At 65.3% G+C, this 18,934-nt stretch carries 20 protein-coding genes; 10 read left to right on the forward strand and 10 right to left on the reverse strand.

Annotation, left to right across the window (positions count from 1 at the left end):
• Positions 1 to 114: 114 nt before the first annotated feature.
• From ACY3GB_RS06950 to ACY3GB_RS06965, 4 genes are all read right to left on the reverse strand, one after another.
• The gene (locus ACY3GB_RS06950; protein ID WP_463088111.1) at positions 115 to 693 is read right to left on the reverse strand and encodes a YceI family protein; all 579 of its coding nucleotides are present in this window, start codon (positions 691 to 693) and stop codon (positions 115 to 117) included.
• A 31-nt stretch (positions 694 to 724) separates the two neighbouring features.
• The gene (locus tag ACY3GB_RS06955; RefSeq protein ID WP_463088112.1) at positions 725 to 1,294 is read right to left on the reverse strand and encodes a YceI family protein; all 570 of its coding nucleotides are present in this window, start codon (positions 1,292 to 1,294) and stop codon (positions 725 to 727) included.
• A gap of 19 nt (positions 1,295 to 1,313) precedes the next feature.
• Entirely contained in the window at positions 1,314 to 1,856 is a 543-nt protein-coding gene (locus tag ACY3GB_RS06960) for a cytochrome b (protein WP_463088113.1), read from the reverse strand.
• Between the two features lie 498 nt (positions 1,857 to 2,354).
• The gene (locus ACY3GB_RS06965; RefSeq protein ID WP_463088114.1) at positions 2,355 to 3,092 is read right to left on the reverse strand and encodes a class I SAM-dependent methyltransferase; all 738 of its coding nucleotides are present in this window, start codon (positions 3,090 to 3,092) and stop codon (positions 2,355 to 2,357) included.
• A gap of 261 nt (positions 3,093 to 3,353) precedes the next feature.
• On the opposite strand from ACY3GB_RS06965, the gene ACY3GB_RS06970 reads away from it, so the two are divergent.
• The 5 genes from ACY3GB_RS06970 to ACY3GB_RS06990 all read left to right on the forward strand — a co-directional run bounded on the left by ACY3GB_RS06970 (position 3,354) and on the right by ACY3GB_RS06990 (position 8,603).
• On the forward strand, positions 3,354 to 3,662 hold the full coding sequence (locus tag ACY3GB_RS06970) for a DUF485 domain-containing protein (protein ID WP_463088115.1): 309 nt from the start codon (positions 3,354 to 3,356) through the stop codon (positions 3,660 to 3,662).
• Positions 3,659 to 5,341: a cation acetate symporter gene (locus ACY3GB_RS06975; RefSeq protein ID WP_463088116.1), complete on the forward strand. Its 1,683-nt coding sequence runs from the start codon at positions 3,659 to 3,661 to the stop codon at positions 5,339 to 5,341. Before ACY3GB_RS06970 ends, ACY3GB_RS06975 begins: the two co-directional genes overlap by 4 nt.
• Before the next feature lie 74 nt (positions 5,342 to 5,415).
• Positions 5,416 to 7,380 (forward strand): acetate--CoA ligase, encoded by a 1,965-nt coding sequence (gene acs / locus ACY3GB_RS06980; protein ID WP_463088117.1) that lies wholly within the window; start codon positions 5,416 to 5,418, stop codon positions 7,378 to 7,380.
• A gap of 67 nt (positions 7,381 to 7,447) precedes the next feature.
• Positions 7,448 to 7,609, forward strand: coding sequence for a hypothetical protein (locus tag ACY3GB_RS06985; RefSeq protein WP_463088118.1), 162 nt, complete (start codon positions 7,448 to 7,450; stop codon positions 7,607 to 7,609).
• 28 nt (positions 7,610 to 7,637) lie between these two features.
• Positions 7,638 to 8,603: a SphA family protein gene (locus tag ACY3GB_RS06990; RefSeq protein ID WP_463088119.1), complete on the forward strand. Its 966-nt coding sequence runs from the start codon at positions 7,638 to 7,640 to the stop codon at positions 8,601 to 8,603.
• Positions 8,604 to 8,690: 87 nt separating this feature from the next.
• Here ACY3GB_RS06990 and ACY3GB_RS06995 read toward each other — a convergent pair whose 3' ends face one another.
• The 4 genes from ACY3GB_RS06995 to ACY3GB_RS07010 all read right to left on the reverse strand — a co-directional run bounded on the left by ACY3GB_RS06995 (position 8,691) and on the right by ACY3GB_RS07010 (position 11,966).
• Positions 8,691 to 10,580: a methyl-accepting chemotaxis protein gene (locus ACY3GB_RS06995; protein WP_463088120.1), complete on the reverse strand. Its 1,890-nt coding sequence runs from the start codon at positions 10,578 to 10,580 to the stop codon at positions 8,691 to 8,693.
• A 102-nt stretch (positions 10,581 to 10,682) separates the two neighbouring features.
• Positions 10,683 to 11,240 (reverse strand): DUF4865 family protein, encoded by a 558-nt coding sequence (locus ACY3GB_RS07000; RefSeq protein ID WP_463088121.1) that lies wholly within the window; start codon positions 11,238 to 11,240, stop codon positions 10,683 to 10,685.
• Positions 11,237 to 11,641: a tautomerase family protein gene (locus tag ACY3GB_RS07005; protein ID WP_463088122.1), complete on the reverse strand. Its 405-nt coding sequence runs from the start codon at positions 11,639 to 11,641 to the stop codon at positions 11,237 to 11,239. The genes ACY3GB_RS07000 and ACY3GB_RS07005 overlap by 4 nt, the downstream gene beginning before the upstream one ends.
• A 10-nt stretch (positions 11,642 to 11,651) precedes the next feature.
• Positions 11,652 to 11,966, reverse strand: a complete 315-nt coding sequence (locus ACY3GB_RS07010) for a carboxymuconolactone decarboxylase family protein (RefSeq protein ID WP_463088123.1) — start codon at positions 11,964 to 11,966, stop codon at positions 11,652 to 11,654.
• 105 nt (positions 11,967 to 12,071) lie between these two features.
• Between ACY3GB_RS07010 and ACY3GB_RS07015 the strand changes: the two genes are divergently transcribed.
• The 5 genes from ACY3GB_RS07015 to ACY3GB_RS07035 all read left to right on the forward strand — a co-directional run bounded on the left by ACY3GB_RS07015 (position 12,072) and on the right by ACY3GB_RS07035 (position 16,749).
• A complete protein-coding gene (locus ACY3GB_RS07015; RefSeq protein WP_463088124.1) occupies positions 12,072 to 12,968 on the forward strand; it encodes a LysR substrate-binding domain-containing protein in 897 nt (298 codons plus the stop codon).
• A 25-nt stretch (positions 12,969 to 12,993) separates the two neighbouring features.
• The gene (gene rsxB / locus ACY3GB_RS07020; protein WP_463088125.1) at positions 12,994 to 13,767 is read left to right on the forward strand and encodes an electron transport complex subunit RsxB; all 774 of its coding nucleotides are present in this window, start codon (positions 12,994 to 12,996) and stop codon (positions 13,765 to 13,767) included.
• The gene (gene nth, locus ACY3GB_RS07025) at positions 13,764 to 14,396 is read left to right on the forward strand and encodes an endonuclease III (protein WP_463088126.1); all 633 of its coding nucleotides are present in this window, start codon (positions 13,764 to 13,766) and stop codon (positions 14,394 to 14,396) included. Before rsxB ends, nth begins: the two co-directional genes overlap by 4 nt.
• A 128-nt stretch (positions 14,397 to 14,524) precedes the next feature.
• Positions 14,525 to 15,988, forward strand: a complete 1,464-nt coding sequence (locus ACY3GB_RS07030; protein WP_463090921.1) for a DegQ family serine endoprotease — start codon at positions 14,525 to 14,527, stop codon at positions 15,986 to 15,988.
• A 101-nt stretch (positions 15,989 to 16,089) separates the two neighbouring features.
• Positions 16,090 to 16,749, forward strand: a complete 660-nt coding sequence (locus ACY3GB_RS07035) for a dihydrofolate reductase family protein (RefSeq protein ID WP_463088127.1) — start codon at positions 16,090 to 16,092, stop codon at positions 16,747 to 16,749.
• Between the two features lie 57 nt (positions 16,750 to 16,806).
• Here ACY3GB_RS07035 and ACY3GB_RS07040 read toward each other — a convergent pair whose 3' ends face one another.
• Together ACY3GB_RS07040 and ACY3GB_RS07045 are read right to left on the reverse strand one after the other, a co-directional pair.
• The gene (locus tag ACY3GB_RS07040; protein WP_463088128.1) at positions 16,807 to 18,204 is read right to left on the reverse strand and encodes an amino acid permease; all 1,398 of its coding nucleotides are present in this window, start codon (positions 18,202 to 18,204) and stop codon (positions 16,807 to 16,809) included.
• Between the two features lie 275 nt (positions 18,205 to 18,479).
• Positions 18,480 to 18,926, reverse strand: a complete 447-nt coding sequence (locus ACY3GB_RS07045) for a hypothetical protein (protein ID WP_463088129.1) — start codon at positions 18,924 to 18,926, stop codon at positions 18,480 to 18,482.
• Positions 18,927 to 18,934 lie beyond the last annotated feature (8 nt).

The following is an 18,934-nucleotide window of genomic DNA, read 5'->3' on the forward strand; positions in this document are numbered from 1 at the left end:
CCCCCATGAAAGACACTGGCCCCCGCGGCTGCCGTTTTGCCCCCCATCCTGAGAAATGAAAAAAGCCGCCCCCCCGAAGGATGGCGGCTTCATTGCCGATGCAAGCGGCGCGGCTTACTCGTGGATGGCTTCCACGGCGATATCGATGGTGACATCGTCGCCCACATAGGGCGCGTACTTGCCGGCGTTGAATTCGGTGCGCTTGACCTTGACGCTGGCGTTGGCGCCGATGGCGTCTTTCTTCAGCATCGGGTGCTCTTTATTGGTGAAGCTGGACAAGGACAGCGTCACCGGCTTGGTCACGCCCTTGATGGTCAGGTTGCCTTCCACCGCGGTCGGCTTGTCGTCGTCGAACAGCACCTTGGTGGACTTGAAGGTGGCGGTCGGGAACTTGGCGGTATCGAAGAAGTCCGCGCCCTGGATGTGGCCGTTGAACACCGGGTAGCCGGTGTCCACCGACTTCATGTCGATGGTGACGTCGACGGAGCCGGTCTTGGCTTCCTTGTCCAGCACGATCTTGCCGCTGGTCTTGTCGAAGCGGCTCAGCTGGGTGGAGAAGCCCAGGTGGCTGTACGAGAAGCGCGGGAAAGTATGGGTGCCGTCGATCACGTAGGTTTCCGGCTTGGCCAGCGCGGCGCTGCTGAAGCCGGCGACGGCCACGGCGGCCAAGGTCAGGCGGGTCAGTTTGTTCATGGCTTCTTCCTCGGTTTGGTTTGGGCGGCGCTTACTTGGCGCGCGCCAGCAGATGGAACTTGATCTGGATTTCATTGGCGACGGTGCCGAAATCCTTCCAGTCGCCTTCGCCGATGGCGAAGTCGGCGCGCTTGATCGTGAAGGCGCCATCGAAGGCGGCCTGCGCGCCTTGCGGCGTCATCGTGGCCACCGCGCTGACCGGCTGGGTTCGCCCCTTGATGGTCAGCTTGCCGTCCACCTGGAAGCGGTTGCCGCCCAGCGGCTTGATGGCGCTGGAAACGAAGCGGGCGTTCGGATACTGCTTGGTGTTGAACCAATCCTTGTCCGCCACCTGCTCGTTGGCCTCGGCCGAGCCGGTATCGATGCTGGCGAGGTTGACGTCCAGCTGCGCCTTGGCGGCGGCCGGCTTGGCCGGGTCGAAATTCAGCTGGGCGGAAAACTTCTTGAAATGGCCCTGCATGCCCACGCCCATCTGCTTGTAGCCGAAGGCGATATTGCTCTTGTCCTGCTGGATCGCGGTGTATTCCACGGCCTGAGCCGCCAGCGGCGCGGCCAACAGGCCGCCCAGCAACAGCGGCATGGCGATGCGTTTGATATCCATGGTGAGGTCTCCGGAGGGGTCAGGATTTGATGCGCCAGGGCTGCATGCGCGTCAGCACATCGTCCCTATCGATCAGGTGGTGCTTGAGCGCGGCGGCGACGTGTCCCGCCACCACCGCGGCCAACAGATAGTTGAGCAGGCCATGCAGGCGCTGCAGGTTTTCGCCCAGCGCCTGGTCCGGCGCGATCAGGTCCGGCAGCGGCAGCACGCCGAAGTAAACGGTCTGCACGCCCTTGGCCGAGCTCATCAGCCAGCCGGACAGCGGAATGGCGACCATCAGCAGATACAGCATCAGGTGGCCCGCGTGCGCCATCGCGCGCATCGCTTTGCCCATGCCCGCCGGCAGCGCCGGCGGCCGATGGCCGAAGCGCCAGGCCAGCCGCAGCCACACCAGCAGGAACACGGTGACGCCGGCCCATTTGTGCCAGGAGTAGACCTTCAGCTTCAACGGCGAAAACGGCAGGCCGTGCATGTAGAAGCCCACCCCGAACAGACAGACGAGCATGACCGCCATCAGCCAGTGCAGCAGGATGGCGGTAGAGGTGTAACGCGTTTGCGACATGGACAGCCTCTTGGTGAATTCAACGAAAAGCAGGCCTCCCCCATTCAGCCGCGGCCTGACCGCGACGCGGGGGATGCCGCTTGCGTAAAACTCTAAGCGCTTTTTATTGCGCGAAATAGACGGCGCAGGCAAATTCATCATTTCCTATCAGGAAACAATCTACGGGAACCATTTTCCTTCCGTCCGCTCCGCGCCCGCCTATCCGGTAAATACCGACAGCATGGCAGATCATGGCCCATTGCGGCAAACATCCCGCAGGCCAGGCCGCTACCGCGTCCCTGGCCCCGCTGTTAAGCTGGGCGGCATCGACGCTTTCTTCTCCGCCATGCACCCGAATCCCCCCGAGCGACGCGGCGCCCCGCTTTGCCGGCGCTGCCGCCATTACTTCGTCACCCACGACCCGCGCTTCCCTTACGGTTGCCGGGCGATGGGCTTCTCCAGCAAGCGCGCGCCCTGCCTGGACGTGCAAGAGGCTTCAGGCCAGCCGTGCATGCGCTTTCAATCCAAGGCGAGCTGATCGCCGGCCCGCGCCAGCGTCAGGATGATCTCCTCGCTGTCCTCGCGCCATTCGCCGCCTCGCCAATCGCCATGCAGCGCCAACGCGCTCAGCCCCTCCGACTCCCACTCGGAACGCAGCGCCGCCAAACCGCAGAAGCGCAAGCGGGCATCCGCCTCCAGCTCCCGCCCCTGATCGATGAAACGATAGCGGCTGCGGTAGGACACCAGCCCGTCCTGCGCCGACAGCAGGCGCTGGCTGAGCTCCACCTCGCCCCAGCGCGGATGGGTCCCCCGGCGCGGCGCGGCGTTTTCCCAGCGCAGCCAGGCACGCGCGGCCGGATTCCGCGTCTCGAACGCGAAACGGCCGCCTCGCGCCAGATGGCGCCGAACCTGGCGGAAGACCGAGCGCCTGTCGGTTTCGCTCAGAAATGACTGGAAAGCGTGGCCGGCGCAATAAATCAGGTCGAAACGCCGGTTCAACTCAAAATCCCGCGCATCGCCCCGCCGCCATTCGACCCTTTCGCCGCCAGGCCTGGTCCGAGCGATGTCCAGCATCGCCTGCGCAGGATCCAGGCCGACCACCTCGGCCCGCTCCGCCATCCTCGCCGCCAGCAGGCCGGTGCCGCACCCCACGCCCGGCGAACACAAGCCCAGATAAAAATCATTGTCCTCGCCCCAGGCGTTGAACAGGTCGTAAACCTCCGCCAGCAGCGGCTCTCCGTACAATGACTCGCCCATGCCCCAACTTCTCCATTGTCATAACGCCTAGCCAAGCCGGCGTTGTCGGAATCGAATGCGCCGCGGACGGAAAATCGCGCGCGCGCCAACGATTATCGAGTAAACATTCCACTGCAAACTATTGATTTTTGTATTATTTGCCAGGCAATCATCGGTCTGGCTAATTCAAAGCATCAGAAAATACGATTAGCATCCCTCCGGCTTCCTCTTTTATTTTTTCAGCAGCGCCAAACGAGCGCAGCACCCCCAAAGGAGGATGTCATGAATGAGGAGACTCTGAAGAAGATCCAGTCCAATCCGAAGTACTTGGAACTGGTCCACAAGAAAACCAGCCTCGGCTGGACGCTGGCCATCGTCATGCTGGTCATTTACTACGGCTACATCCTGGTGTTGGCCTTCGCCCCGTCGCTGCTGGGCACGCCGCTGTACCAGGGCGCCACCATGACCGTGGGCATACCGGTCGGCGTGTGCATCATCCTGTCCGCCTTCGTGCTGACCGGCATCTACGTGCGCCGCGCCAACCAGGAGTTCGACCCGTTGACCCAGCAGATCGTCGAGGAGGCCAAATGATGCGGCAAACCAAACTGAAACTCGCCGCCTGCGCGGCGTCGCTGTTGCCCGCGCTCGCCTGCGCGGCCGGCGCGATAGAAGGCGATGTCAAGCAGCAGGCCACCAACTGGCACGCCATCATCATGTTCTTCCTGTTCGTGGCCTTCACGCTGGGCATCACCTACTGGGCGGCGCGCCGCACCAAGTCCGCCAGCGATTTCTACGCCGCGGGCGGCGGCATCACCGGCTTCCAGAACGGGCTCGCCATCGCCGGCGACTACATGTCGGCGGCGTCTTTCCTCGGCATTTCCGCCCTGGTGTTCGACAAGGGCTACGACGGCCTGATCTACTCGATGGGCTTCCTGGTGGGCTGGCCCATCATCCTGTTCCTGGTGGCCGAGCGGCTGCGCAACCTGGGCAAGTACACCTTCGCCGACGTGGCTTCCTACCGGCTGGGCCAGACCCCGGTGCGCAGCTTCGCCGCGCTGTCTACGCTGGTGGTGGTGGCGATCTACCTGATCGCGCAGATGGTCGGCGCCGGCAAGCTGATCCAGCTGCTGTTCGGCATGAGCTACAGCTCGGCAGTGCTGCTGGTCGGCGTGCTGATGGTCTGTTACGTGCTGTTCGGCGGCATGCTGGCCACCACCTGGGTGCAGATCATCAAGGCGGTGCTGCTGCTGTCCGGCGCCACGTTCATGGCCATCATGGTGCTGTCCACCGTCGGCTTCAATCCGGAAGTGATGTTCGAAAAAGCCGTGGCCGCCCATAGCAAGGGCGCCGCCATCATGGCGCCGGGCAAGGCCGATCCGATCGACTCCATCTCGCTGGGCCTGGCGCTGATGTTCGGCACCGCCGGCCTGCCGCACATCCTGATGCGCTTCTTCACCGTCGCCGACGCCAAGGAGGCCCGCAAGTCCGTCTTCTTCGCCACCGGCTTCATCGGCTACTTCTACATCCTGACCTTCATCATCGGCTTCGGCGCCATCATGCTGGTGCTGAACCAGCCGGGCATGATGGAGACCGTGATGAAGAACGGCAAGGAAGTGCACCAACTGGTCGGCGGCAGCAATATGGCGGCCATCCACCTGGCGGACGCCGTCGGCGGCGACATCTTCCTTGGCTTCATCTCCGCGGTGGCCTTCGCCACCATCCTGGCGGTGGTGGCCGGCCTGGCGCTGTCCGGCGCGTCGGCGGTGTCTCACGACCTGTACGCCAGCGTGATCAAGCATGGCAAGGCCAACGAGGCCGACGAGATCCGCGTCTCCAAGATCACCACCGTGGTGCTGGGCGTGGTGGCCATCGTGCTGGGCCTGGTGTTCGAAAAACAGAACATCGCCTTTATGGTGGGCCTCGCCTTCTCCATCGCCGCCTCCGCCAACTTCCCGGTGCTGTTCCTGTCGATGTTCTGGAAGGGCCTGACCACCCGCGGCGCGGTATTGGGCGGCCTGGTGGGCCTGCTGACCGCGGTGGTGCTGATCGTGCTGGGCCCGACGGTGTGGGTGGAAGTGCTGAAGCACGAGCACGCCGTGTTCCCGTACAAAAACCCGGCGCTGTTCTCGATGACGCTGGCCTTCGCCGTCACTTGGCTGGTCTCGGTGCTCGACACCTCCCGCCAGGCTTCTGAAGAAAAGGCCAAGTTCGACGCCCAGTACGTGCGGGCGATGACCGGCATCGGAGCCAGTGGCGCCAGCAAGCATTAAATGTCATTATCATTGACATGCCGCGCGCCTGACGACGGCGCGCGGCGATAACACCAAAGACTCTGGAGAAACGCATGTCCACGCTAGATTCCATCCTCAAGGAAACCCGCAGCTTCGCCCCGTCGGAAGAGTTCCGCCGCAAGGCGGCCGTCAGCGGCATCGAGGCCTACCACGCGCTGTGCGAACAGGCGGACGATCATTACCTGTCGTTCTGGGGGGATCTGGCGCGCGAACTGATCACCTGGAAAAAACCGTTCTCCCGCGTGCTGGACGACAGCGCCGCGCCGTTCTTCAAATGGTTCGACGACGGCGTGCTCAACGCGTCCTACAACTGCCTGGACCGCCACCTGGCCGCCAACGCCAACAAGATCGCCATCATCTTCGAAGCCGACGACGGCGAAGTCACCCGCGTCACCTACTCCGAACTGCACCGCCGCGTCTGCCAGTTCGCCAACGGCCTGAAGAGCCTGGGCGTCAAGAAGGGAGACCGCGTCGTCGTCTACATGCCGATGGGCATCGAGGCGGTGGTGACGATGCAGGCCTGCGCCCGCATCGGCGCCATCCACTCGGTGGTGTTCGGCGGCTTCTCCGCCGGCGCCGTGCGCGACCGCATCCAGGATGCCGGCGCCACCGTGGTGGTCACCGCCAACGAAAGCGTGCGCGGCGGCAAGAACGTCCCGCTGAAGGCCACGGTGGACGAGGCGCTGGCGCTGGAAGGCGCCGAATCGGTTAAGAACGTGGTGGTATACCAGCGCACCAACGGCGGCGCCGACTGGGTGGAAGGCCGCGACGTGTGGTGGCACAAATTGACCGAGGGCCAGAGCGAGGCCTGCGAGCCGGAATGGGTCAGCGCCGAAGACCCTCTGTTCATCCTCTACACCTCCGGTTCCACCGGCAAGCCCAAGGGCATCCAGCACAGCACCGCCGGCTACCTGCTGGGCGCGGCCAACAGCTTCCGCTGGGTATTCGACTACAAGCCCAACGACGTCTACTGGTGCACCGCCGACGTCGGCTGGATCACCGGCCACAGCTATGTCTGCTACGGTCCGCTGGCCAACGGCGCCACCCAGGTGATTTTCGAGGGCGTGCCCATTTACCCCGATGCCGGCCGCTTCTGGCGCATGATAGAGCAGCACAAGGTGTCCATCTTCTACACCGCGCCGACGGCGATCCGCTCGCTGATCAAGCTGGGCGCGGACCTGCCCAAGCAATATGACCTGTCCAGCCTGCGCGTGCTGGGCACCGTCGGCGAGCCGATCAACCCGGAAGCCTGGATCTGGTACCACGAAACCGTAGGCGGCGGCCGCTGCCCCATCGTCGACACCTGGTGGCAGACGGAAACCGGCTCGGCGATGATCGCCCCGCTGCCGGGCGCCGTCGCCACCAAGCCCGGCTCGTGCACGCTGCCGCTGCCGGGCGTGATCGCCGACATCGTCGACGAGTCCGGCGCCCAGGTGGAGCCGGGCCGCGGCGGCTTCCTGGTGATCAAGAAACCGTTCCCCAGCCTGGTGCGCACCATCTGGAACGACCCGGAACGCTTCAAGAAAACCTATTTCCCCGACGAGTTCGACGGCAAGTACTATCTGGCCGGCGACTCCGCCCACCGCGACGAGAACGGCTACTTCTGGATCATGGGCCGCATCGACGACGTGCTGAACGTGTCCGGCCACCGCCTGGGCACCATGGAGATCGAATCAGCGCTGGTCGCCAACCCGCTGGTGGCCGAAGCCGCCGTGGTCGGCAAGCCGCACGAGGTCAAGGGCGAGGCGGTGGTGGCTTTCGTGGTGCTGAAAGGCGAGCGGCCGCAGGGCGACGCCGCCAAGGCGGTGGCGGCCGAACTGAAGAACTGGGTGGCGCACGAGATCGGCAAGATCGCCCAGCCGGACGACATCCGTTTCGGCGAAAACCTGCCCAAGACCCGCTCTGGCAAGATCATGCGCCGCTTGCTGCGCTCCATCGCCAAGGGCGAGGAAATCACCCAGGACGTGTCCACGCTGGAGAATCCGCAGATCCTGGCGCAGCTGCAGCAGCCGCTGTAATACCCGAGGAGCGTCTGATTGGCCGTCGCCCGCGCGACGGCCTTTTTTTATTCACATGCCGCTCTCCATGCAGCAGGATGCTGCGCCCCATCTCGCCGATCTGGCCAGGCCCTGTTCGCCGAAGGCCAGCTCGCGCAAGGGCGGCAACAGCCTGATACTCATTCTCAGCGAACCGCCGCTGGCAGTTGTCATATTTATCTGCGATGATCTAAATCAGTTGCAGGCCTGATCATCGGGCGCAGTCGATGAGAATCAAGATGAAAACGCCATACCGAATCCCCGCCTTCACCGTTGCCGCCTTGGCCGCGGCCGCTTTCCTTGCCCTGTCCATGCCCGCCCGCGCCGATGAAAACGGCGTCAGCTTCTGGCTGCCGGGCCAGACCGGCACCTTCGCCGCCGTACAGAACGACCCGGGCTGGTCCTGGAGCTTTAGCGTCTATCACGGCAAAGCCAGCTCCGAGAGCGTCAAGCGCAACAAAAAAGGTACCGTCTCCGCTAGCTTGCAAAGTACGCCGAATGATTTGCTGTTTGTCTCGCCGACTTACACCTTTGCCACCCCGGTAGCCGGCGCGCAGCTGGCCGTCTCGATGACTGGCTACTATGGCCGCGCCGAAGCCTACGCCAGCCAATCCACCACCACCGTGCGCGGCCGAACCCGCAGTCAAAGCAGCGACGACACCCATGACGGCTTCGGCGACCTGTACCCGATGGCGACGCTGAAATGGAACCGCGGCAACCACAACTATCTGGCTTACGCCACCATGGGCGTGCCGGTTGGTTCCTACGACGCCAACCGCAACGCCAACCTGGGCCTGAACCACTGGTCCTACGACGGCGGCGGCGGCTACACCTATCTCAATGACAAAAGCGGCACCGAGTTTTCCGCCGTGCTGGGCCTGACATTCAATCAGAAGAATCCCGACACCGACTACAAGAACGGCACCGATGCCCACCTGGATGTCTCGCTGTCGCAGTTTCTGAACGAAAACTTCCACATCGGCCTGGTCGGCTACGCCTACCACCAGCTCGGCAACGATAGCGGCCCCGGCCTCGGCAAAAAAGATTACAAGGCCAGGGTGGCCGGCCTTGGCCCGCAGGCAGGCTACTTCTTCAAGGTGGGCAAGAACAAGTGGTACGCCAATCTGAAAGCCTACGACGAGTTCGACGCCAAGAATCGCACCTCGGGCTGGAACGCCTGGCTGTCGCTGTTCGTGCCGATCTGAGCCGCATCCCGCCCCGCGTCCGCGGCAAGCGGCGCGATAAAAAGCCGGGACGCGCGTCCCGGCTTGGCATGGCGGCAAGGAAACGGCTCACTCCAGCCGGAACCGCCCTATCATCTTGTCCTGCTCGGCCACGTCGGCGGCAGTGTCGTTGCAATGCCGCAGCTGCACCTGGGCCGCGTCGCTGACGCGCTGGCCGATGTGCTGGATATTGCCAGCGCTGTCGTTGATTTCCTGCGTCATCCGACTCTGGCGGTCGACGGCGCCGGCGATCTCGCCGTTCTTGGCGTTGATGTCTGAGATCACGTCCTGGATGCGCAGCAGCATCTCGCTGATCTGCTCGGCATCCTTCACCGTGCTGCTGGCGCGTTCGCGGCTTTCGTCCATCTTTTGCCTCGCCTCGCCGACGCCGCGCTGCAGCTGCTCTATCATCGCGCGGATTTCCTGCGTCGCCTGCTGGGTTTGCGACGCCAGCTTGCGCACCTCGTCCGCCACCACCGCGAAGCCGCGCCCCATCTCGCCGGCCCGCGCCGCCTCGATCGCGGCGTTCAAGGCCAGCAGATTGGTTTGTTCGGCCACGCCGGTGATCACCCGGACGATGGACTCGATGCTCTTGCTGAACTCGGCCAACTCATTCATCGAGCGGGAGGTTTCGTCCAGCGTGTCGGCCAGACGGCGTATCGACTGGCTGGACTGCGTCACCAGCGACACCCGGCTGCCGGTTTCCTCATGCGCCAGCCGCGCCGACTCCGCCACCGCGCCGGCGCTGGACGTCATCTCGCCGGCGGCTTCGGCCATCTGGCGGATGGCCGCCACCAGCTGTTCCAGCTCCTGCTGCAGCCGGCTGGCCTCGCCGCTGCTCTGCCGCGCCTCTCCGGCGCTCTGTTCCGCGCCCTGCGACACCCGCGTGGAAATCTGGCGGATATCGCCGATCAGCCGCTGCAGGTAGGCGATGAAGCGGTTCAGTTCCCGCGCCACTTCGCCGAACTCGTCATTGGACGATTCGTCGACGCGGCGGGTCAGGTCGCCGTTGCCGCTGTTGAGCTCGGCCAGCGACAGCTTCAACTGCTGCAACGGCCGGCGCAGGATCTGCTGCATCAGCGTGCTCAGTATCGCCATGCTCAGCGCCACGCCGATCACCGCGCCCCAGAAGCCTCGCCAGCCTATCTGCCTGGCCTCGGCCATCACCTTGCCCTCGTCCAGCACCACCCCTACCAGCCATTTGGCCGGCTGCAGGCGGTCCAGCGGGTGGAAGGCCACCATCAGCCGCTGGCCTCCCACCTCAAGCTCCTGCACCTTGTCGCCCAGCGCGGGCGCGGTGCCGCCGAACAGCTCGGCCACGCTCTTGCCGTTCAGCTTGGCGTCCGGATGGCTGATGATCTTGCCGTCGGCCGACAGCAGGAAGGCGTAGCCCGCGCCGTTGAAGGTGGCGGTATTCAGCGCGTCCGACACCGACTTCAGGCTCAAGTCGCCGCCGAAAGCGCCCTTGAACGCGCCCTTGTCGGTCAGCTTGGCCACCACCGAAATCAGGATCTCGCCGGATGCAGCGTCGGGGTAGGGATCGGTCAGGCCGACGCCGGCGGCGGCCTTGGCCACCGGGTACCACGGCCGTTTGCGGGCGTCCCAGGTCGGCGGCGGATTCCACGACGAGTCATTGGAGATTTTCTTGCCATCGGTGTCCAGGCCGCCGAAGATCAGCTTGAACTCCTTCTTCAGCATTGGGCGCTGGAACACTTCCGCGATGCGCTCGCCGCTGAAATTGGAATCTATGGTTTCCGACATCAGCTGGATTTGCGCCAGTTTGCCGTTCAGCCAGTTGGCGATCTGCTCGGCCAGCACCTGGCTGGTCTGGACCACCTCCTGCTCCTTCCCGCTGCGTATGCTGTCGACGACGCTCAGATATTGCAGCCAGGACAGCGTGGACAAGGTGGCGGCCAGCACCAGCGCGGAAATCAGGCCGGCTTTGTAGGCGATTTTCATGGCAGGCTGCCCGGGAAAGTGAGTATTTTCACCATAGCGCACCTGTACATGCGTCCAAGTCATCCTGTTAATTTTTTTTACAGAAACCGCTCGCCCATCATGTTAGCCAAGCGATACCCTGCCCACCCGGTAAAGCTCGGCCGCGCCGCCGCAGGCGGGTTCGCGCATCCGCCGCGACAAGCTCAGGCGGACCAGGGTCCAGCTCGCGGGATCGAAGGCTGCGGCGACGGCCAACAGATCCTCGCCGCCCGGCCCGCCGCCGCGCCAGCCTTCCTGAGCGGCCTTCAGAGCATCCATGCCCTCCGCAGCCGCCATCGGCAGCCTCTCCACCAGCGCATGGCGAGCCTCAGCCACGTCGCCGCTCCATTGGCCGAACCAGGCGACCGCGCTCTCCACCGCCGGCCGGCCAAACGACGCGCACAGCCCGGCAAAGCCAGGGCCCGACAGAAAGTCGCGCATGCCTTCCGAAGTCCGCCACAGGTAGAACGGCGCGTAGGCGTTCGCCGCCGCGCCATCTTCGCCCGCGCGGCTGTACAAATAGGCTTTGAGGCCCAGCCCCGGCAGGCCGTCGGTCAGATGGCCGCGCTCAGCGATGCGGCGCTCAATGACTTCCATCGGATAATCGGCCGGCAGCGCGATCCGGTAGCGCATGGCTATCATGGCAGCAGCGCCTCCGGCGGCAATTGCGACGCCTGGCGGCCATGGCTGAACGACCAGTTGTCCATCTCGCCATCGATCAACACCACCATCAGATCGGCGGGCGCCAGGCCCGGCGCGGCGCCGAGCAGCTCGGCCATCCTGGCGTAGAGCGCCGCCTTGGCTTCCTTGGTCCGCGGCCGGCCCAGATGCAGCGTCACCAGCACGAAATCCTCGGAACGGGGGCCGCCGCCATAATCCGGGTCGATGATCATCTCTTCGGCCTCGTGCTGATGAATCAGCTGGAAACGGTCCTTGGGCGGCACGGCGATGCACTCCGCCATCGCTTGATGAATGCCGTCGGCCAGCGCGCGCAGGTACTGCGGCGGCTTGCCTCTGCACAGGGAAATGCGGGCATAGGGCATGATGTTCTCCTTATTCGGCTTGCGGGGTCAAAACCGAGTCCAATTGCTCAAGCGCGGCGGTGGCGGATGGCCAGCCTACATAGAAGGCGAGATGGGTCAGCAGCTCGCCCAGCGCCTCGGCGCTCAAGCCGTTCTCCAAACCGCGGCGCAGGTGAAAATCCAGCGCATGCGGCCGGGCCTGGCCGATCAGGGCGGCAATGGTGGCCAGGCTGCGCTCGCGCGGGCTCAGGCCCAGCCGCCGCCAGACATCGTCGAACAAGACCTGGCGGGACAATTCCGCCAGTTTGGGGGCCAGCCGGGGCATGGCGTCTGCATGGTTAAACATTCCTGGCTCCTTTGCTTGGGATAGCCATCGCACTGTAAACCAGTCACACCATCCTTAAAATCAGATATATTTTTACAAACAGTTCCAAATTTCAGGATGGTTTTCATGAGACGAACTTTATTGGATCTGGACGTGCTGGCCAGCCTCGCCTGCGGCGTGGAGCTGGGCAGCTTTGCCCGCGCGGCCGACAGGCTGGGCCGCTCCACCTCTGCCGTCAGCGCCCAGATGAAGAAGCTGGAGGAACAAGCCGGCGTGGCCATTCTGCGCAAGAGCGGCCGCGGCCTGGAGCTGACGCCGGCCGGCGAGGTCATGCTGTCCTACGCCCGGCGGCTGCTGGAGCTGAACGACGAGGCGGTGGAAGCGACGCGCGGCGCCTCGCTGGCGGGCTGCGTGCGCCTGGGCCTGGCTGAGGACTTCGGCGAAGGCGTGCTGCCGCTGGCGCTGGGGCGTTTCGCCCGCGCCTGCCCCGATGTCAGGGTGGAAATGCGGGTGGCCCGCAGCCAGGAATTGCAGCAGCTGGTGATGGCAGGAGAACTGGATCTGGCGCTGGCCTGGGATTCCGGCCCGCGCGCGCGGCACAGCGCGGCCATCGGCCGCTATGCCGTGCACTGGATCGGCCCGGCCAGCGGCCAGCTCGCGCCCGGCCCGCTGCCGCTGGCGCTGTTCGATCCCCCCTGCGTCATCCGCGCCCAGGCATGCGGCGCGCTCGACCAGGCTGGCCGCCCCTGGCGCATGGCGGCCAGCGGCAGCAGCCTGGCCGGGCTGTGGTCGGCGGTGCGCGCCGGACTGGGCGTCAGCGCCCGCGCCGCCATCCAGCTGCCGCCGGGCTTGAGGATACTGGAGCCGGCGCTGCACGGCCTGCCGCCCCTGCCCGCCATCGACCTGCTGCTGTGCCGCGCCGAAGCGCGTCCGGCCGCCCCGGCGCAGCGGCTGCACGATATTTTGCTGGCGCAATTGACCGCTCCGGGTGTTGAAGCGGAGGCGCTTAACATCGATAATTAACGGTTTTTGAAGCGGAATTCGAAGCATGCCCGTGATCAGCCTCGTCGAACGGATCGACGCCCTGCTGCCCCAGACCCAGTGCGGACAATGCAGCCACGCCGGCTGCCGCCCGTACGCGGAAGCGTTGGCGGAAGGCCGCGACCCGATCAACCGCTGCCCGCCCGGCGGCGAGGACGGCATCCGGGCGCTGGCGGAACTGCTGGGCAAGCCGGCCATCCCCTTCGATCCCGCCGGCCCGCAGCCCAAGCCGCGCGCGCTGGCCGTGATCCGCGAAGACAGCTGCATCGGCTGTACGCTGTGCATCCAGGCCTGTCCGGTGGACGCCATCGTCGGCGCGGCCAAACAGATGCACACCGTGATCGCCGACGAATGCACCGGCTGCGAACTGTGCCTGGCGCCCTGTCCGGTCGATTGCATCGACCTCGTCCCGGTGGCCGACCCCGCCGACGGCGAACGCGAGCGGGTGATGGCGCGCGCCGCCCAGGCGCGCAAGCGCTACGACGCCCGCCAGGCGCGCAAGGAACGCGACGCCGCCGACAAGGCCAAACGCCTGGCCGAGCGCGCCGCCGTGGCCCCGCCCTCCCCATCGGCCGCGCCCGCCGCCCGGCAGGAAGCCTCGAGCCCCGCGAACGCCGCCGACAAGAACGAGCTGATCCGCAAGGCGATGGAGCGCGCCAAGCAACAGGCGCCGGTGGCCGCCACCGCGTCTGCCGACAAGATGGCGGTGATACGCGCCGCGATGGAGCGCGCCGCCGCGATGAAGGCCGCCCAGCAAGAAGCAGACAAGGACTCAGAGTGAACGCCGCCACACGCCAAGAAATCTTCCGCCGCCTGCGCGACGACAACCCGCGTCCGACCACCGAACTGGAATATGCGACGCCGTTCGAGCTGCTGATCTCGGTGCTGCTGTCGGCCCAGGCGACCGACGTGGGCGTCAACAAGGCGACGCGCCGCCTGTACCCGGTAGCCAACACGCCGGCGGCGATGCTGGCGCTGGGCGAGGAAAACCTGGCCGAATACATCAAGACCATAGGCCTGTACAAGACCAAGGCCAGGAACGTGATCGCCACCTGCAGGCTGCTGCTGGAAAAGCACGGCGGCGAAGTGCCGCAGACGCGCGAGGCGCTGGAAGCGCTGCCCGGCGTCGGCCGCAAAACCGCCAACGTGGTGCTCAACACCGCCTTCGGCCAGCCCACCATCGCGGTGGACACCCACATCTTCCGCGTCGCCAACCGCACCCGCATCGCGCCGGGCAAGGATGTGCGCGAGGTGGAGGACAAGCTGGTCAAGTTCGTGCCGGCCGAATTCAAGCTGGACGCGCACCACTGGCTGATCCTGCTCGGCCGCTACGTGTGCAAGGCCAGAAAACCCGAATGCCAGCGCTGCGTGATCGCGGACCTCTGCGAATACCCGGCAAAACCGTTATGATAAAAATAGAGTCGAAATTCGATATCGATGACAGAAGACGGATTGTATATTCCACTGTTCGCCCCCATTTACCTTTTCGAATCAGCCAGCTAACAAGAGGATTGCCAGTGACAACGAGTCTTCGCATCATGGCCGGCGCCCTGCTCGCGGCGTCGTTACTGTCCGGCTGCGACAGAATCGAGCAGCTTGTCAAAGGCAGCAGCCAGCCCGCTCCCGTCGCCATTCCCGCCCAGCAGGATGGCCGCGTAGCCATGCTGCTGCCCGACTTCACCCAGCTGGTGAGCCGCGACGGCCCGGCCGTGGTCAATATCCAGGCCACCCGCGAAGGTTCGGCCGCGCCGCAGCAAAGCGGCAACATGCCCTTCCCGGTGCCGGAAGACGACCCGCTGTACGACTTCTTCCGCCGTTTCATGCCCAATCAGCCTCCCCAGCAGGAGCAAGGACCGGAGGAAAGCGTGTCCTACGGCTCCGGCTTCATCATCAGCAGCGACGGCTTCATCCTGACCAACGCCCACGTGGTGGCCGACGGCGGCCAGATTCGCGTCACGCTGACAGACAAGCGCGAGCTGCGCGCCAAGCTGATGGGCCTGGACAAACGCAGCGACGTGGCGCTGCTGAAGGTGGCCGCGGCCGACCTGCCGGTGGCCAAGATAGGCAACCCGGCCGATCTGAAGGTAGGGGAATGGGTGGCCGCCATCGGCGCGCCGTTCGGCTTCGACAACACCGTCACCGCCGGCATCGTCTCCGCCAAGGGCCGCAGCCTGCCGGACGAGACGCTGGTGCCCTTCATCCAGACCGACGTGGCGATCAACCCCGGCAACTCCGGCGGCCCGCTGTTCAACCTGCGCGGCGAAGTGGTCGGCATCAACTCGCAGATCTACAGCCGCTCCGGCGGCTTCATGGGCATTTCCTTCGCCATTCCCATCGATTTGGCGATGCAGGTGGCCGATCAGCTGAAGACCAAGGGCAAGGTCAGCCGCGGCCAGCTGGGCGTCAACATCCAGGAAGTGACCCAGGAACTGGCGCAATCGTTCGGCCTGCAGCGCCCGTCCGGCGCGCTGGTGGTGCGCGTCGATCCCAAAGGCCCGGCCGCCAAGGCCGGCCTGCAAGCCGGCGACATCATCCTGAAGCTCAACAACCAGTCCATCGACAGCTCCAAGGACCTGCCGATGCTGGTGGGCTCGCTGGGCCCCGGCACCAAGATCAAGCTGGTGGTGTGGCGCAAGGGCTTCGAGAAGACGATGGAAGCCACGCTGGTTGAACAAGCGCCGGAACCGGGCAACAACACGAAGCCAGCCAGCGACAACTCGCCGCAGGGCTACCAGTTCGGCAAGCTGGGCCTGACGCTGAGCGAACTGACGGCTGACCAGCGCGCCGACCTCGGCATCCGCGGCGGCCTGCTGATCCAGAAATCGCAAGGCCCGGCCGCGCGCTCCGGCCTGATGCCCGGCGACATCATCCTGGGGCTGAACCAGAACGACATCACCAGCATCAACGCCTTCGAAAAAGCGCTGGCCGGCGCCGGCGGCCACGCCGCGCTGCTGGTGCGCCGCGGCGAAGCGGTGCTCTACATCGCGCTGCGCACCGACTGAGCCTGCCCGCTCCGATAAAAACGCCGCCCATTGGGCGGCGTTTTCTTCATCCCGCTTCCGCGTCTATAAATCCGGCATGCCCCTCACTGACGGAGAACGCGATGAGCAAATTGCGCGTAGCCTGCTTTTCCCTGTCCATAGACGGTTTCGGCGCGGGACCGGCGCAGAGCCTCGACCACCCGCTGGGCATCGGCGGCATGGCGCTGCACCAGTGGGCGTTCGCCACCGCCGCCTTCCAACGCCTGCACGGCGGCGGCATCGGCGGAGAAGCCGGAGTGGACAACGACTTCATCGAGCGCGGCTTCGACAATGTCGGCGCCTGGATATTGGGACGCAATATGTTCGGCCCGCTGCGCGGCCCATGGCCGGATCTGGAATGGAAGGGATGGTGGGGCGAGGAGCCGCCCTACCGCGTCCCGGTGTTCGTGCTGACCCATCACTCCCGCCCCGCGCTCGCGATGAAGGGCGGCACAACGTTCCATTTCGTCACGGACGGCATCCAGTCGGCGCTGGAACGGGCCCGCGAAGCGGCCGGCGGCCGGGACGTGCGGCTGGGCGGCGGCGTCGACACGGTGCGGCAATACCTGCGCGCCGGCCTGATCGACGAGCTCCACCTCGCCATCGCGCCCGCGCTGCTGGGACGCGGCGAGGCCTTGTTCGCCGGGCTGGACCTGCCGACGCTAGGCTACCAATGCGCGGAACGGGTGCCGGGCGAGCGGGCCTGCCACCTGTTGCTGCGCCGGCTCGGCGCGCCAGCTTGAGGTTGAAAACAAAAAAGGCGGAGCCCATGGGCTCCGCCTTTTCGCTCACAGCCTGGATCAGGCCGGATTGTGCAGCAGGGAATTGCGCCGCGAGTAGCCGAAGTACACCACCAGGCCGATGATCAGCCAGGCGGCGAAGCAGGTCCAGGTCAGCAGCGACAGCTGGGTCATCAGGAAGCCGCAGCACAGGATGGCCAGCGCCGGGATGGTGGGCACCGCCGGGCAGACGAACTTGCGCGGCAGGTCCGGTTCGCGCTTGCGCAGCACGATCACCGACAGCGCGATCAAGGCGAATGCCGCCAGGGTGCCGATGTTCACCAGCTCGGCCAGCGTGTGCAACGGCACGAAACCCGCCAGCAGCGCGATGATGGTGCCGATCAGCCAGGTGGCCTTGTACGGGGTGCCGTATTTCGGGTTCACCTCGGAGAAGATCTTGGGCAGCAGGCCGTCGCGGCTCATCGCGAACAGGATGCGGGTCTGGCCGTAGGTCATCACCAGGATCACCGTCATCATGCCCAGGATGGCGCCCAGATCGACGAAACCGGCGAACCAGTCCAGTTTGGCCACCTGCAGCGCCAGCGACACCGGGTGGTCAACGCCGGCGAACTGCATATAGGGCACGATGCCGGTCATGATGGCGGCCACCACCACGTACAGGATGGAGCACACCGCCAGCGACCAGATCACGCCGCGCGGAATATCCTTGGCCGGGTTCTTCACCTCTTCCGCCGCGCAGGTGACGGCGTCGAAGCCGATGAAGCTGAAGAACACGATGGCGGCGCCGTGGAACACGCCGGAGAAGCCGAACGGCAGCGCCGGCTGCCAGTTGGCCGGCTTGACGTGCCACACGCCGATGGCGATGAACAGCACCACCACCGCCACCTTGATCAGCACCACGATATTGTTGACGCGCTTGGATTCCTTGATGCCGAAGGCCAGCAGCGCGGTGATGATCATCGCGATGCAGAAGGCCGGCAGATTGAACAAGGTTTCCTTGCCCGGCACCGAGCCGGCCGCGGCGGTGAGCGCCTGCGGCAGCGTGACGCCGAAGCCCGACAGCAGGCTCTGGAAGTAGCCGGACCAGCCGACCGACACCGCCGACGAGGCCAACAGGTATTCCAGCAGCAGGTCCCAGCCGATGATCCAGGCGATCAGCTCGCCCAGCGTGGCGTAAGCGTAGGTGTAAGTGGAGCCGGAAATCGGCAGCATGGAGGCGAATTCGGCATAGCACATCGCCGCGAAGCCGCAGGCGAAGGCGCTGATGACGAAGGAAAGCACCAGGCCGGGGCCGGCGATGGTGGCGCCGGTGCCGGTGAGCACGAAAATCCCGGTGCCGATGATGGCGCCGATGCCCAGCATGGTAAGGTCGAACGCGGAGAGCTCTTTTCGCAGCCCGCGCGAAGTCTGAGCGGTGGCCAACATGCCCTGCACGCTCTTCTTGCGCATCAAACTCATTGTCTACTATCCCGTATCTTGCCCGCACCGGTCCGCGCCGCCGTGCATGGCGGCGGCGCTGAAACGACAAGACGCCCGCTGTCCAGGCGGGCGCCTCATACTCGGATTCGGCTGTTTGTGATCTGATTTGTCCCTCTGCGGCTGCCCTGTCTTGTCTGCCATGTGCAGGTCATGCTCGCGGAGGCCATCGATACTACCGCAGGAGGCTGCGGTCACAATACGGGAAAACACCAATATCTTACAAGCAAATAATCAATAGTCATAATAAAAACCAATCACGGCAGCGGCATCCTGTCCACCAGCCTGCGGGCGGCCTGCTCCAGTCTGGCGCGGCGGTTGTCGCCATCGCCCAGCCGCTCCCGGCCGCTCCACAATACCGCGCCATCCTCGCTCTTCACGGTCAGGCTCAATTCCGCCCACTCCTCCAGCCGGTACGGCGGCTGCCGCCAGTAACCGTCGTAACGCCAATCCATCGGCTGCTCCACCCACTGCTGCCGCCGCTCCTCGGCGAAGCACAGCCGCCAGCCTGGCGGCGGGCCCTCCTCCAGACCGCGCAGCGCCAGCCGGGCGGACAACCAGCCATGCCAGTCGGCGCCGTCGCCGTCTGGCAGGCACTCCAGCCGGACGCGGGGCGCCGACGCCGCGGAATCGCCGATGTCCGCCCAGGCCAGGCCGGAAACCAGCAGCATGGCGGCCAAGCCGCCTGTCAGCAAACCACTCATCACCCTCT

This window comes from Chromobacterium sp. Ag138 (genome assembly GCF_055181315.1).

Excerpts from the sequence above, each read along its gene's own strand:
- ACY3GB_RS06950 (WP_463088111.1), bottom strand. The coding sequence starts at position 693 with ATGAACAAACTGACCCGCCTGACCTTGGCCGCCGTGGCCGTCGCCGGC.
- ACY3GB_RS06955 (WP_463088112.1), bottom strand. The coding sequence starts at position 1,294 with ATGGATATCAAACGCATCGCCATGCCGCTGTTGCTGGGCGGCCTGTTG.
- ACY3GB_RS06960 (WP_463088113.1), bottom strand. The coding sequence starts at position 1,856 with ATGTCGCAAACGCGTTACACCTCTACCGCCATCCTGCTGCACTGGCTG.
- ACY3GB_RS06965 (WP_463088114.1), bottom strand. The coding sequence starts at position 3,092 with ATGGGCGAGTCATTGTACGGAGAGCCGCTGCTGGCGGAGGTTTACGAC.
- ACY3GB_RS06970 (WP_463088115.1), top strand. The coding sequence starts at position 3,354 with ATGAATGAGGAGACTCTGAAGAAGATCCAGTCCAATCCGAAGTACTTG.
- ACY3GB_RS06975 (WP_463088116.1), top strand. The coding sequence starts at position 3,659 with ATGATGCGGCAAACCAAACTGAAACTCGCCGCCTGCGCGGCGTCGCTG.
- acs (WP_463088117.1), top strand. The coding sequence starts at position 5,416 with ATGTCCACGCTAGATTCCATCCTCAAGGAAACCCGCAGCTTCGCCCCG.
- ACY3GB_RS06985 (WP_463088118.1), top strand. The coding sequence starts at position 7,448 with ATGCAGCAGGATGCTGCGCCCCATCTCGCCGATCTGGCCAGGCCCTGT.
- ACY3GB_RS06990 (WP_463088119.1), top strand. The coding sequence starts at position 7,638 with ATGAAAACGCCATACCGAATCCCCGCCTTCACCGTTGCCGCCTTGGCC.
- ACY3GB_RS06995 (WP_463088120.1), bottom strand. The coding sequence starts at position 10,580 with ATGAAAATCGCCTACAAAGCCGGCCTGATTTCCGCGCTGGTGCTGGCC.
- ACY3GB_RS07000 (WP_463088121.1), bottom strand. The coding sequence starts at position 11,240 with ATGATAGCCATGCGCTACCGGATCGCGCTGCCGGCCGATTATCCGATG.
- ACY3GB_RS07005 (WP_463088122.1), bottom strand. The coding sequence starts at position 11,641 with ATGCCCTATGCCCGCATTTCCCTGTGCAGAGGCAAGCCGCCGCAGTAC.
- ACY3GB_RS07010 (WP_463088123.1), bottom strand. The coding sequence starts at position 11,966 with ATGTTTAACCATGCAGACGCCATGCCCCGGCTGGCCCCCAAACTGGCG.
- ACY3GB_RS07015 (WP_463088124.1), top strand. The coding sequence starts at position 12,072 with ATGAGACGAACTTTATTGGATCTGGACGTGCTGGCCAGCCTCGCCTGC.
- rsxB (WP_463088125.1), top strand. The coding sequence starts at position 12,994 with ATGCCCGTGATCAGCCTCGTCGAACGGATCGACGCCCTGCTGCCCCAG.
- ACY3GB_RS07030 (WP_463090921.1), top strand. The coding sequence starts at position 14,525 with ATGGCCGGCGCCCTGCTCGCGGCGTCGTTACTGTCCGGCTGCGACAGA.
- ACY3GB_RS07035 (WP_463088127.1), top strand. The coding sequence starts at position 16,090 with ATGAGCAAATTGCGCGTAGCCTGCTTTTCCCTGTCCATAGACGGTTTC.
- ACY3GB_RS07040 (WP_463088128.1), bottom strand. The coding sequence starts at position 18,204 with ATGAGTTTGATGCGCAAGAAGAGCGTGCAGGGCATGTTGGCCACCGCT.
- ACY3GB_RS07045 (WP_463088129.1), bottom strand. The coding sequence starts at position 18,926 with ATGAGTGGTTTGCTGACAGGCGGCTTGGCCGCCATGCTGCTGGTTTCC.